Origin of the sequence: Enterobacter sp. SA187 (assembly GCF_001888805.2) — a bacterium.
In the GTDB taxonomy this organism is placed as follows: domain Bacteria; phylum Pseudomonadota; class Gammaproteobacteria; order Enterobacterales; family Enterobacteriaceae; genus Enterobacter_D.
This window is the reverse complement of record NZ_CP019113.1, coordinates 780,650-793,975: the sequence shown is the minus strand read 5'-3', so window position 1 is coordinate 793,975 and position 13,326 is coordinate 780,650. Positions and strand designations below refer to the sequence as shown.

11 protein-coding genes are annotated in these 13,326 nt (G+C 57.1%); 4 read left to right on the top strand and 7 right to left on the bottom strand.

Annotated features, from left to right (window positions below; all coding sequences use genetic code 11):
* Nucleotides 1-81 precede the first annotated feature (81 nt).
* Complete coding sequence (gene greB / locus BMF08_RS04010; RefSeq protein ID WP_072571232.1) at nucleotides 82-555, bottom strand: transcription elongation factor GreB; 474 nt, start codon at nucleotides 553-555, stop codon at nucleotides 82-84.
* Between the two features lie 160 nt (nucleotides 556-715).
* Between greB and ompR the strand changes: the two genes are divergently transcribed.
* The gene (gene ompR / locus BMF08_RS04005) at nucleotides 716-1,435 is read left to right on the top strand and encodes an osmolarity response regulator transcription factor OmpR (RefSeq protein ID WP_006177890.1); all 720 of its coding nucleotides are present in this window, start codon (nucleotides 716-718) and stop codon (nucleotides 1,433-1,435) included.
* Complete coding sequence (gene envZ / locus BMF08_RS04000; RefSeq protein ID WP_072571233.1) at nucleotides 1,432-2,784, top strand: two-component system sensor histidine kinase EnvZ; 1,353 nt, start codon at nucleotides 1,432-1,434, stop codon at nucleotides 2,782-2,784. The genes ompR and envZ overlap by 4 nt, the downstream gene beginning before the upstream one ends.
* 58 nt (nucleotides 2,785-2,842) lie before the next feature.
* On the opposite strand, the gene pckA is transcribed toward envZ, so the two are convergent.
* The 5 genes from pckA to BMF08_RS03975 form a co-directional block, all read right to left on the bottom strand.
* Nucleotides 2,843-4,462 (bottom strand): phosphoenolpyruvate carboxykinase (ATP), encoded by a 1,620-nt coding sequence (gene pckA, locus BMF08_RS03995; protein ID WP_072571234.1) that lies wholly within the window; start codon nucleotides 4,460-4,462, stop codon nucleotides 2,843-2,845.
* A gap of 303 nt (nucleotides 4,463-4,765) precedes the next feature.
* A complete protein-coding gene (hslO, locus tag BMF08_RS03990) occupies nucleotides 4,766-5,644 on the bottom strand; it encodes an Hsp33 family molecular chaperone HslO (protein WP_072571235.1) in 879 nt (292 codons plus the stop codon).
* Between the two features lie 24 nt (nucleotides 5,645-5,668).
* Entirely contained in the window at nucleotides 5,669-6,070 is a 402-nt protein-coding gene (gene hslR, locus BMF08_RS03985; RefSeq protein ID WP_072571236.1) for a ribosome-associated heat shock protein Hsp15, read from the bottom strand.
* Nucleotides 6,067-6,750 carry a GMP/IMP nucleotidase gene (yrfG, locus tag BMF08_RS03980; RefSeq protein WP_072571237.1) on the bottom strand — a complete coding sequence of 228 codons (684 nt, stop codon included), beginning with the start codon at nucleotides 6,748-6,750 and terminating at the stop codon, nucleotides 6,067-6,069. Before yrfG ends, hslR begins: the two co-directional genes overlap by 4 nt.
* A gap of 63 nt (nucleotides 6,751-6,813) precedes the next feature.
* Entirely contained in the window at nucleotides 6,814-8,949 is a 2,136-nt protein-coding gene (locus BMF08_RS03975; RefSeq protein ID WP_072571238.1) for an intracellular growth attenuator family protein, read from the bottom strand.
* A gap of 321 nt (nucleotides 8,950-9,270) precedes the next feature.
* On the opposite strand from BMF08_RS03975, the gene nudE reads away from it, so the two are divergent.
* Nucleotides 9,271-9,831, top strand: coding sequence for an ADP compounds hydrolase NudE (gene nudE / locus BMF08_RS03970; RefSeq protein ID WP_072571239.1), 561 nt, complete (start codon nucleotides 9,271-9,273; stop codon nucleotides 9,829-9,831).
* A 37-nt stretch (nucleotides 9,832-9,868) separates the two neighbouring features.
* Here nudE and mrcA read toward each other — a convergent pair whose 3' ends face one another.
* On the bottom strand, nucleotides 9,869-12,421 hold the full coding sequence (gene mrcA, locus BMF08_RS03965; protein WP_072571240.1) for a peptidoglycan glycosyltransferase/peptidoglycan DD-transpeptidase MrcA: 2,553 nt from the start codon (nucleotides 12,419-12,421) through the stop codon (nucleotides 9,869-9,871).
* 120 nt (nucleotides 12,422-12,541) lie between these two features.
* Between mrcA and BMF08_RS03960 the strand changes: the two genes are divergently transcribed.
* Nucleotides 12,542-13,324: a DNA utilization protein HofM gene (locus BMF08_RS03960; protein WP_072571301.1), complete on the top strand. Its 783-nt coding sequence runs from the start codon at nucleotides 12,542-12,544 to the stop codon at nucleotides 13,322-13,324.
* The last annotated feature ends 2 nt before the right edge of the window (nucleotides 13,325-13,326 follow it).

Here is a 13,326-nt window from a genome sequence, read left to right as displayed (position 1 = left end):
AGCAAAAACAGCCGATAGTTATACGGATTGAGGCAGCAAAATGCCAGCCGTAACGGGCGGCTTAGGGATTATTCTGGCGGGCTATTTTACATAGGTGATCTCATTCACATACCAGGTGGCTTCACCGCCCGGCGTCTGCACCACGGCGACGTCGCCAACCTCTTTCTTCAGCAGCGCGCGCGCCATCGGCGAGTCGATGGAGATGTAATCCTTTTGACCAAAAATTTCATCGTAGCCGACAATGCGGAAACGGCGGGTATCGCCCTCGTCGTTCTCAATTTCCACCCAGGCGCCAAAAAAGACTTTGCCTTCCTGCTGCGGGGAGTAATCTACGATACGCAGATTTTCGAGGCATTTAGTGAGATAGCGCACCCGGCGGTCGATCTCGCGCAGCCGTTTCTTATTATACTGGTAGTCGGCGTTTTCACTGCGGTCGCCCAGACTTGCCGCCCAGGTCACTTTTTTGGTGACTTCGGGGCGCTCCTGACGCCAGAGATAATCCATTTCCTGCTTGAGTTTGTCGTAACCCTCACGGGTAATCAGGGGCGTTTTCATTTTCCATGCCTTATTCTGTGAGCAAATGTACAGATAACTTGCTGTTAAATATGCTTTGTAACAATTTCGACTAGAATTCATACCAGAATTAACTGGTGGTGGGCGCACACTTTTTTAGAATACGCTTTCAAGATTGTCCGAACCTTTGGGAGTACAAACAATGCAAGAGAATTATAAGATTCTGGTCGTCGATGACGATATGCGCCTGCGTGCGCTGCTTGAACGTTATCTCACCGAGCAAGGCTTCCAGGTTCGCAGCGTCGCCAACGCAGAACAGATGGATCGCCTGTTAACCCGTGAATCCTTCCACCTGATGGTGCTCGACTTAATGTTACCTGGTGAAGATGGTTTGTCCATCTGCCGCCGTCTGCGTAGCCAGAGCAACCCGATGCCGATCATTATGGTCACGGCGAAAGGTGAAGAAGTTGACCGTATCGTGGGCCTCGAAATTGGCGCTGACGACTACATTCCGAAACCCTTCAACCCGCGCGAGCTGCTGGCCCGTATCCGCGCCGTGCTGCGTCGTCAGGCGAATGAGCTGCCGGGCGCGCCCTCTCAGGAAGAAGCGGTTATCGCCTTTGGTAAGTTTAAGCTTAACCTCGGCACCCGCGAAATGTTCCGCGAAGATGAGCCGATGCCGCTGACCAGCGGTGAATTTGCCGTGCTGAAAGCGCTGGTCAGTCATCCGCGCGAGCCGCTGTCCCGCGATAAGCTGATGAACCTGGCCCGTGGCCGCGAATACTCCGCGATGGAGCGTTCCATCGACGTACAGATCTCCCGCCTGCGCCGCATGGTGGAAGAGGATCCGGCGCACCCGCGCTATATTCAGACCGTCTGGGGTCTGGGCTACGTCTTTGTGCCGGACGGCGCTAAAGCATGAGGCGAATGCGCTTCTCGCCGCGAAGCTCGTTTGCCCGCACGCTGTTACTGATCGTCACCCTGCTGTTCGTCAGCCTGGTGACGACCTATCTGGTGGTGCTGAACTTCGCGATCCTGCCGAGCCTCCAGCAGTTTAATAAGGTCCTCGCTTACGAAGTCCGTATGCTGATGACCGATAAACTGCAACTGGAGGACGGCACGCAACTGGTGGTTCCCCCTGCGTTTCGCCGGGAGATCTACCGCGAACTGGGCATTTCGCTCTACTCCAACGAGGCCGCTGAAGACGCGGGCCTGCGTTGGGCGCAACACTACGAATTCTTAAGCCATCAGATGGCGCAGCAGCTGGGCGGCCCGACGGAAGTGCGCGTCGAGGTCAACAAAAGCTCGCCCGTCGTGTGGCTCAAAACCTGGCTGTCGCCCAATATCTGGGTGCGCGTACCGCTCACGGAAATTCATCAGGGCGATTTCTCCCCGCTGTTCCGCTATACGCTGGCTATTATGCTGATGGCGATAGGCGGCGCATGGCTGTTTATCCGTATCCAGAACCGGCCGCTGGTGGATCTGGAACATGCCGCGCTTAAAGTGGGGAAAGGGCAAATTCCGCAGCCGCTGCGCGAATATGGCGCGTCTGAGGTGCGCTCCGTGACCCGCGCCTTCAACCAGATGGCGGCGGGCGTAAAACAGCTGGCCGATGACCGTACGCTGTTAATGGCGGGCGTCAGCCACGATCTGCGTACGCCGCTGACCCGCATTCGCCTCGCCACGGAAATGATGGCCGAAGAAGACGGCTATCTCGCGGAATCCATCAATAAAGACATCGAAGAGTGCAACGCCATTATCGAGCAGTTTATTGATTACCTGCGTACCGGCCAGGAAATGCCGATGGAGATCGCCGATCTCAATTCGGTACTGGGCGAAGTGGTGGCGGCTGAAAGCGGCTATGAGCGTGAAATCGAAACGGCGATGCACCCGGATGAGATCCTGGTGCGTATGCATCCGCTCTCCATTAAGCGTGCCGTGGCGAATATGGTGGTTAACGCCGCCCGCTATGGCAACGGCTGGATCAAAGTCAGCAGCGGTACCGAGCCGCATCGCGCCTGGTTCCAGGTGGAGGACGACGGTCCGGGGATCAAACCGGAGCAGCGTAAGCACCTGTTCCAGCCTTTTGTGCGGGGCGACAGCGCGCGCAGCACCAGCGGTACAGGCTTAGGCCTGGCGATTGTGCAGCGTATTGTCGATAACCATAACGGTCTGCTGGAGCTGGGCACGAGCGAGCGGGGCGGGTTATGCATACGCGCCTGGCTGCCGGTTCCGGTGACGCGTGTCGCAAGTCAGGTGAAAGAGAGTTAAGCGCGATGAAACGGTAGGCCCGGCAGGCAACGCGCCGCCGGGCAGCTAACAGGCAGGATTACAGCTTCGGCCCGGCACTCACCAGCGCCGCACCCGCCGGGGTATCGGTATACTTCTCGAAATTACTGATAAACAGTTTCGCCAGCGCTTCGGCTTTCTCCTGCCACTGTTCCGGTGACGCATAAGTATTGCGCGGATCGAGGATCGCGGTGTCCACGCCCGGCAACGTCGTCGGGATCGCCAGATTAAACATCGGCAGCGTAAAGGTTTCCGCCTGATCCAGCGAACCATTCAGAATGGCGTCAATAATGGCGCGCGTATCTTTAATGGAGATGCGCTTGCCGGTGCCGTTCCAGCCGGTATTCACCAGATAAGCCTGCGCGCCCGCCGCCTGCATGCGTTTCACCAGCACTTCGGCGTACTGCGTCGGGTGCAGCGACAGGAAAGCCGCGCCAAAGCAGGCGGAGAAGGTCGGGGTCGGCTCGGTGACGCCGCGCTCGGTGCCCGCCAGCTTGGCGGTGAAACCCGACAGGAAATGGTACTGCGTCTGGTTAGCCGACAGCCGCGACACCGGCGGCAGCACGCCGAAAGCATCGGCGGTGAGGAAGATCACCTTGGTGGCATGTCCGGCTTTGGACACCGGCTTGACGATATTATCAATGTGATAGATCGGGTAAGAGACGCGGGTGTTCTCGGTTTTGGAACCATCGTCATAATCGACAGAGCCGTCTGCGCGCACGGTGACGTTTTCCAGCAGCGCATCGCGGCGAATGGCGTGAAAAATATCCGGCTCGGCCTCTTCGGACAGCTTGATCGTCTTGGCGTAGCAGCCGCCTTCGAAGTTAAACACGCCGTCATCATCCCAGCCGTGTTCGTCATCGCCGATCAGACGGCGTTTCGGATCGGTGGAGAGGGTGGTTTTACCGGTGCCGGACAGACCAAAGAACACCGCCACATCGCCTTTTTCACCGACGTTTGCCGAACAGTGCATGGAAGCGATACCCTTCAGCGGCAGCAGGTAGTTCATGATCGAGAACATCCCTTTTTTCATTTCGCCGCCGTACCAGGTGCCGCCGATCAGCTGAATGCGTTCGGTCAGATTAAAGGCCACGAAATTCTCGGAGTTCAGACCCTGCTCTTTCCACTGTGGGTTAGTGCACTTCGCGCCGTTCATGACGATAAAGTCCGGCGTAAAGCCCGCCAGCTCTTCTTCCGTCGGGCGGATAAACATGTTTTTGACGAAATGGGCCTGCCAGGCGACTTCGGTAATAAAGCGCACCGACAGACGGGTGTCAGCGTTCGCGCCGCAAAAGGCATCAACAATAAACAGCCGCTTGCCGGAGAGTTGACGGGTAACCAGGCCTTTCAGATGCTGCCAGGTTTCCGGGGAGAGCGGTTTATTGTCGTTCTTGCCTTTGCCTTTATCGGACCACCACACGGTATCGCGGGTGGTGTCATCGCGAACAATGTATTTATCCTTCGGCGAACGGCCGGTGAAAATACCGGTGTCGACGGCGATAGCACCAGAATTTGTCAGCACACCGCGCTCGTATCCTTCCAGATCTGGATTGAGCTCTTCCTGATACAGCGTGTCGTAATCAGGGTTGTGGACAATATTCTTAACGTCGTGGATACCATAAGCCTCGAGATCCTGCGGGGTTAAATCGTTAACGCGCATGTCACTACTCCTTAGCTAAATGTACTACCTGAGATTGTAGGGTTGTTATAGGGGTTTTAACCGCGACGGGGCTCATAGATTTACGTATCAGGAAAATCTCACTATATAGGGTTACACCCGTCACCTGGCGAGACGAATTATGGATGTTTTGCTTTGAGTCAGGGAGGAAACGTTACGCAATCGGGCTTTTTTAGAGGATTAGTCGGCGGCTTTGTGAGTGTAATCGCATTCATGAAAGGAAATTACGTAACTGTTTCATGAAGATTTAAGGCGCGCCGCCGGGCGGCGACGCGCGAGTCAGGATTAATGCACCTGCGGATCCGCAGGGGAGGCGTTATTGCGGATTTCCGCAATATCCATCGAATTGAACAGATAGTGATTACCGCAGTAATCGCAGTGCATGTCGATTTCGCCTTCTTCCGCCAGGATGCTGTCGATTTCTTCATCCGGCAGGGTACGCAGCGCCCCGGCGCAACGCTCGCGGGAGCAGGTGCACTTAAACACCACGTCCTGCGGATCGTAGAGGGTCACTTCCTCTTCGTGGTACAGACGCCACAGCACGTCGTTGGCGGGCAGCGTGGTCAGCTCTTCCAGCTTGATGGTATCGGTCAGCGTCGCCAGATGTTCGAAGTCATTGGCCTGGGTATCCTGCGCCGGCAGGACCTGCAACAGCATACCGCCCGCCGCCGCTTTACCGTCGACCACGCCGGTGCGAATGAACAGACGCGTCGGCAGCTGCTCAGAACGCATGAAGTAATCTTCCAGGCATTCGGCCAGCGTATCGCCTTCCAGACCGACAACGCCCTGATAGCGTTCGCCTTCTTCCGGCGCAATGGTGATCACCAGATAACCGTTGCCGATAAGGGTTTTCAGATCGGCATTGTCAGGCACGTCGCCCTGCACGCGCGCGACGCCGCGCATTTCCTGGCGGTTGTTGCCATTGATCACGGCGAGGCTCATCGGGCCATCGCCCTGCAACTGCACGGTGATATCACCGGCGAATTTCAGGGTGGCAGTCAGTAAACTTGTCGCGACCAGCAACTCACCGAGGATCATTTTCACCGGCTGCGGGTAATCATGATTTTCAAGGATATGTTGCAGGCTCCCGGATACCGTCACCAGTTCGCCGCGAACGGCATAGTTTTCAAACAGGTAGCGGTGCAATTGGTCGTGTTGGGCCATAGTCATCTCGTCTTAGGGTGAAGATTACTCTTTTTCACCGAATTTAAATTTTATCAGGTCGCGGCGTTCTTTCTTATCCGGACGGCGATCGGGGTGCGGCATGGTGAGCGCGTTAAGTTTACGGGCCTCGGCCATTTTCTCGCGTTTTTCAACGCTTTCCGCCGTTTCTTCATACAACGCCACCGCCTCACTCGCCGGACGGCGTTGTTCGGTAATGGCGCTCACCACTACCGTGCGTTCGTCATTTCCCTGACGCAGCGTCAGCATGGCATTCAGCTCAACAATCTTACTCGGTTTGGTGCGCTGTCCGTTGTAGTGCACTTTGCCGCCTTCGATCATCTCACGTGCCAGCGCGCGGGTTTTGTAAAAGCGTGCCGCCCAGAGCCATTTATCAAGGCGGACCTGCTGTGCGGGTTTCTCTTTCATCGCGTCTCCTTCACGCCGAGCGCGGGGATCAAACGGCGGTAGTCATTCAGCCCCGGATGGCGCTGATATTGCTTTTCAGCGATCCCGGAATCCGGATTCGTAATGCCGAGGCAGTAGCGAATACCGAATTGTGCCGCCGCATCAAGGATGGGTTCGCTGTCATCCACAAACAGGGTGCGTTCCGGATCAAGCCCGGTCTCCTGCTGTACGGCTTGCCATAATCGCTGATCCTCTTTCGGATAGCTAAATGTGTGGGTGGAAAGTAATAAATCAAGGTGTGAACCCAGGCCCGTATGCTCAAGCTTCACCGCCAGGTTATGCGGGTGCGCATTGGTCAGTAAAATACGGCGTTTACCACAGGCTTTCAGCGCATCCAGAAACGGCACGGTGTCTTCACGCAATACCGCCCGCGCGCCCTGCGCGGTGGTCATGGCGCAAATATCCAGCCCGAGGCGTTCACTCCAGTAATCCAGACAGTACCAGTTTAGCGTATGCTGCACGGCATGATATTGCTGGCCGATATACGCCTGCGCTTCCTGCGGCGTGATGCCCCGCTGTGCGGCATAGGTTTCCGGCACCAGTTTTTGCCAGAAATAGTTATCAAACGCCAGATCGAGCAGGGTGCCGTCCATGTCCAGCAAAACGGTATCCACGTTTTGCCAGTCAATATCAATATGCATAGAACACTCCGGACAGAAGGAAAATTCGGCGCGGGCTGCAACCAAAGCCCGCGCCGAATATTATCAGATAATGTTGTCCGGGGCGGAGATCAGCGTCGGGTTGAAGCAGCTGTCATAGTACTGCTGAATGTCGGCCAGGCGGGTGCGATGGCGCTGATAGCGGCGCAGGGCCTGAATGCCGTTATACAGGCTGCAAAGGATCAGCGCCGCCAGCAGCAGGGTGGTCGCGGCATAACGCCACAGTCCGGCGCTGTCGGGCATACGGTGCAGGCTGATGTGGCGGGTGCCGTTGGCGTCGGTATAAATATTGGTGATGATCCCTTCGGCGCTGAACGGCGTCTGCATCAGCATTTGCGCCAGCCGCTGAAACTCTCCCCACTGATCCTGCGCCGGATAGTCATACAGCGCGACAGGCGGCCACGGCTGATCCACCAGCTCGCTGCCTTCATCGCTGGCAATCACAAAGCCGCCAGGCGCCGGGCTGTTCAGCGCCTGCGCTGCACGAGCGGTTTCACGGGTAATAAAGGGCGCGGTGGAGGTGTCCACCAGATTATCCAGCGATTCGGCGCTGACCGGGCGCAGCAGCACGTTCACGCCGCTGAGTTTACCGGTGCTGGCGCGACGGGTCAGCGCCTCCCAGTCTTTGGTATTGCCGAGGTTAACCAGCGCGTTTTTAAGACGCAGACACTCATCTTCGGCGGCGCACAGATCCTGGGTTTTCAGCACGATATCGGCAAAATCATCCAGCAACACCATGCCGGATTTTTCTATGGCCGAACGCAGCGCGGCGCTGACGCGGGAATCTTCTTCTGTCTGGGGATGCAGCTGGCGGTTAACCGCCTGAATCAGCGCGCTGGCTTTATTAACGGTATCGGATTCCGGCAGCGGCAGGGGCGGCGCATCGTTCCAGATAATCTGCGAGCAGTCGAACGGTGTAAACGGCGACTTTTGCTGGGCGTTCCAGTTGCCTGACGCATGGATGCTGCACATACCGGTGCCGCGCAGGCTCAGGGTATCTCCCACGCGCACCGCCGCCTTTTCCAGCTCGTTCACGCTGGTCGCTTCAATGGTCTGCGCGCCTTTCATCCATGACACGGTAAATTTGATGGGCATATCCAGCGGCACCCAGACCAGCAGCATCACCAGCACGATCAGCGCGCCTGCCGCGATAATGGCGCTGCGCAGCCAGTGCTGAACCGGGAAATGCGTGGCTTCGTCATGCAGGGATAAAAAGCGCCCCTGGCGCACTACATGGCGGTCGAGATAAATATCAATGTCCGTCTGCTGGCCTAAGTCCTGCGCGATATAGGGCTGCCAGTGCGGCGGATAAATCAGATCGATAATGCCGAGGGAAATATTATTGATCTGCTCCTGATCGTTCTCACCAAACAGCCCCCAGCGCTTTGGCGTGCCGCGCAGGCAGTGGATCTCACGTAACGTATTTTTTGCCGGCGGCGCGAATAATCCCCACAGGCCTGCGGCCAGCAGCATGATTGCCCCGCCTGCCATCCACGGCACAAAAACGTTAGGCGTGACCAGGCAGAAGAAAAATAACAGGAAAGAGGCGCTGATCAGCAGGGCTTCCCGCAGCCCGTCCGGGCGGCTCAGGGCATACTCTTCCCGCGTTTGCTGGCGAATATTCAGCAGTTCTATCTGCTCGCTCTCTTCGCCACGAATGGAAGCCTGAGTGGAGGTTTGCACTTCCAGCGAGTAGCCGCGCGTCTCCTGGATGTATTCGCTCAGGGTATGGCCGTTGAGGGAAATGACCAGCGGGAGGGTGTCGGTGTGGATCAGTTCCACCGCGTTTTCATCGGTGATGTACTGTTCCCAGAACGGCGGCAAATGAACTTCTACCGCATCAAGGTAGTAGCGCCATTTATTGAGATCGTCAGTGTTGATGCCGTATCGGGTGATCGCGTGCGTCACGGAAAAAACCGTGTTGCTTTGCGTATTTAACGCCATCGCCACCGGCGGCGTGGTCGCACCGGTCGGGCCGGGGACATCCAGGATACGGGATAGCGAATCGAGGTAACTTTCAACCGCGCTGCGCTCATCGGCGGTTAATTTACGCGTGGCGGCATCAGCAAAAACCTGAAGATTTGGTAGCCGGTAGAGGCGCTTCGTCCGTCGCCTGAAAAACCACCATGCAAGAAGTGCGCAGGCAAGGCAGGCAGCGAAAAAAATCAAAATGGTGCTCATACTTTCCCCATCTTACTTTTTTTACAGAGGTGTGGTCAGTAGCACCCTTTCCAAAAAAAACGTCATCACATGGCTGGTTTCGGGCAAGTATAAAACTGAATTCTTTTAAGCGCATACCAGCGCGCAGGATAGTAACAAAACACGCGCTGCATGCAATATCAGCAAATTCCTAATCTCAATTCAAGCTCTTGACTTTTTTAATGAAATGATGAATGTACTAGTTGACGTTACAAATATGTAAATTGAGCGCGAATGCCGTTGCCCAAACTGCTCGCTATACCGCACAATAAACAGAGTTTTCACTGTAAAGACCCCATCATAATGAGTAAATCATTGCAAAAACCCACCATTCTTAACGTCGAAACCGTCGCTAAATCACGGTTATTTAACGTTGAAAGCGTGGATCTGGAATTCAGCAACGGCGAGCGTCGTGTTTATGAGCGCATGCGCCCGTCAACGCGCGAAGCCGTAATGATTGTGCCCATCGTCGATGACCATCTGATTTTGATCCGTGAATATGCCGTGGGGATCGAAGCCTATGAACTGGGCTTTTCGAAAGGGCTTATCGATCCGGGCGAAAGCGTGTATGAAGCCGCGAACCGCGAGTTAAAAGAGGAAGTGGGTTTTGGCGCGCATAACCTGACGTTTCTGAAGAAACTGAGCATGGCCCCGTCCTATTTCTCCAGCAAAATGAATATCGTGGTGGCAGAAGATCTCTATCCGGAGTCGCTGCAAGGGGATGAGCCTGAACCGCTGCCGCAGGTGCGCTGGCCGCTGGCCCATCTGATGGATCTGCTTGAAGATCCCGATTTCAATGAAGCACGCAATGTCAGCGCGCTTTTCCTGGTGCGGGAATGGCTGAAAGGGCAGGGCAGGCTGTAGTTTTATGGCCCTCTCCCGGCGGGAGAGGGCTTTAGGATCAGAACAGTTCGTGCGTCTCGCCGTTATCAATAATCGTCGTTCCCACCTCATGTACCGCCTGCTGTGTCGGCTGCGTACCTTCGATGAAATACTCCTGACGACTGTTGCCGCCGTTGGCCAACTGACCGGTGCTGCGGTCGATATTGACGGTTACAATGCCCGGCGGCGGCGTCAGCGGTTCTTCCGGTACGCCTTCCAGCGCGTGTTTCATAAAGGCATCCCAGGCAGGCTGGGCGCTCTTCGCACCGCCTTCATAGCCTGAGATCTGATCTTTAATCGCCCCCGAGGCGGTGGTGCGCCCCAGATCCCGGCGATGGTCGTCAAAGCCGATCCATACCGAGGTGACCGCGCCAGGGCCGTAGCCGGAGAACCACGCATCTTTCGAGCTGTTGGTGGTACCGGTTTTGCCGCCGATATCATTACGTTTCAGATCGCGGCCCGCACGCCAGCCGGTGCCCTGCCAGCCCGGTTCGCCAAAGATATTGCTGTTCAGCGCGCTTTTGATTAAGAACGCCAGCGGAGTATTGATGACGTGCGGCGCGTACTCCTGCGCCCCGGTTTGCGCCACCAGCGCCTGATTAGCCTGTCCCAGCTGCGGCATCGGTACGACGGCGTTCTGCTGCTCCTGCGAGCGGGCGACGTCTTCCACGTCTTTGTTCTCCAGCACGCCGGATTTCTGCGTTTCGCCGTAAATAACCGGAATATCGCAATCCGCACAGGCGATCTTCGGACGGGCTTCAAAGAGTACGCCGCCCTGATCGTTTTCGATCTTGCTGATGAAATACGGATCCACCAGGAAGCCGCCGTTCGCCATCACCGCATAACCGCGCGCCACCTGAAGCGGCGTAAAGGACGCCGATCCCAGTGCCAGCGATTCGGTATGCACGATGTTCTGCGCCGGGAAGCCGAAGCGCTGCAAATACTCTGCCGCGTAATCCACGCCCATGGCGCGCATCGCACGCACCATCACCACGTTTTTCGACTGGCCCAGGCCCTGACGCAAACGGATCGGCCCGGCGTATTCCGCAGGGGAGTTCTTCGGCTGCCAGTCAGAGCCTGCGCCCGCATCCCAGCGGGAAATCGGCACGTCGTTGAGAATACTCGCCAGCGTCAGCCCTTTGTCCATCGCCGCCGTGTAGAGGAATGGCTTGATGTTTGAGCCCACCTGACGCAGCGCCTGGGTGGCGCGGTTAAATTTGCTCTGATTGAAATCGAAGCCGCCGACCAGCGCTATCACCGCGCCGTTTTGCGGGTTGATGGACACCAACGCCGAGTTGACGTCCGGCACCTGCGCCAGCCACCAGGCATCCTCAACCTGACGCACCCAGATTTGCTGTCCGGCCTGCACCACATCGGTGACTTTGCGCGGCGTAGCGCCCTGCGCGGTATCCGAACGGTAAGGACGCGCCCAGCGCATGCCTTCCATACGCAGCGACACTGAGGTGCCATCTGCCAGCATTGCCGTCGCTTCCTGCAGGCTGGTGCCCGTGACCACGGCAGGCAACAGCGGCCCGTAGGTCGGCAGCGCTTTTAACGTGCGGGTGATTTTCTGGGTATCCCATGCGCTTTCACCCAGCTTCCATAACACGTTCGACGGGCCGCGATAGCCGTGGCGCATGTCGTAATCCAGCACGTTGTTACGTACCGCCTGCTGAGCGGCCTGCTGCATCTGACGCGTGATTGTAGTGTAAACGCGGTAGCCATCTTCATAGGCTTTCTCGCCATAGCGGGACACCATCTCCTGGCGCACCATCTCTGACAGATAAGGCGCTGAGAAGGCGATTTCCGGCGCGTGATAATTGGCGTCAATCGCCTCGCCGCGCGCCTGATCGTACTCCGTCTGCGAGATATACCCTTCGCTGAGCATACGCGACAGCACCACATTTCGACGGCTGGTCGCACGTTCCAGCGAGTAGAGCGGGTTGAAGGTCGACGGCGCTTTGGGCAGACCGGCGATCACGGCGATTTCGCTCAGCGTCAGCTGATCGACTGACTTACCGAAATAAACCTGCGCGGCAGAGCCCACGCCGTAGGCGCGGTAACCGAGGTAAATTTTGTTGAGATAAAGTTCGAGGATCTCGTCTTTATTCATCAGCTGTTCGATGCGGATGGCGAGAAACACTTCCTTTATTTTACGCATCAGGGTGCGTTCGGGGCTCAAGTAGAAGTTTCGCGCCAGCTGCTGCGTGATGGTGCTCGCGCCCTGCGAGGCATGACCGGAGAAAAGCGCCACGCTTGCCGCACGGAAAATCCCCACGGGATCGACACCATGATGCTCATAAAAACGGCTGTCTTCTGTCGCAATAAACGCTTTCACCATCACCGGCGGGATCTGGTTTAAGGTCAGCGGGATGCGCCGTTTTTCACCGTACTGAGCGATAAGCTCGCCGTCAGCGCTGTAAACCTGCATCGGGATTTGCAAACGCACATCTCTGAGCGTGGCGACATCAGGGAGTTGCGGCTCAACATATTTGTATAAGCCATAGATCGAGCCTGCTCCCAGCAGAATGCAACAGACTGCAAGGATCAATAAATACTTTACGAACTTCACCGGAGATTTCCCATTTAGTTTTATCTGGGCAGTTTATAAACAACCGCGCGGTAGTATAAAGGCAAGCCTGATGCATTGATAGGGTCGTCACTTTGGCGACCGATAAGGAGATCGCTGATGATGGCATTCGGGCACTGGCAAATAGGACTGCATATTCAACAGAGTGGCGTGTATGGCGTTGCGCTGATCCGCGAAAAGACGCAGTGGGCGCTACGCCGCTGGTGGCAGGTGCCGCTGGCCGACGATGTCGTCGTCGACGGGCAAATCCGGCAGTTCGATGTGCTTTCACAGACGCTGTTGCCCTGGAGCAAAACGCTGCCGCGCCGCCACCATATCCGGCTCGCTTTTCCGGCGGGACGTACCCTGCAAAAGACCTTTCCCCGTCCGGCGATGCGCCTTGGCGAACGCGAACGGCTGTCGTGGATGACGGGAAGCCTCGCGCGGGAACTGGACATGGCGGGGGAAGATTTACGCTTCGACTACAGTGAAGACACGCTGCAGGACGCCTACCGCGTGACGGCGGCGCAACAAAAAGAGATTGCCGACGTGCTTGAACTGGCGCGGTCGCTGCGTCTGCACGTTGCCGCCATCACGCCTGATGCCTGCGCCCTGCAACGGCTGATCCCGCTGCTCGCGCCGCCTGCCCGCTGGCTGATTTGGCGCGATCCCGGCCAGTGGCTGTGGGCCACGCGGGAGCGCTGGGGACGATATCCGGCGCAGGGCATTGATTCGCCGCAAGCGCTGGCGCTTAAGCTGGGCCTGGAGCCAGCGCTGGGGCAGGTGTGCGAAGCGGCGGCGGGCTTTGATGCCTGGTGCGCTGTGGCCCATCGCCAGCCGCCTTTACCGGTAAACGGCGACGCCTGGGCGATCGCCATTGGCCTGGCGCTGGGTGAGGCGCGCTGAGC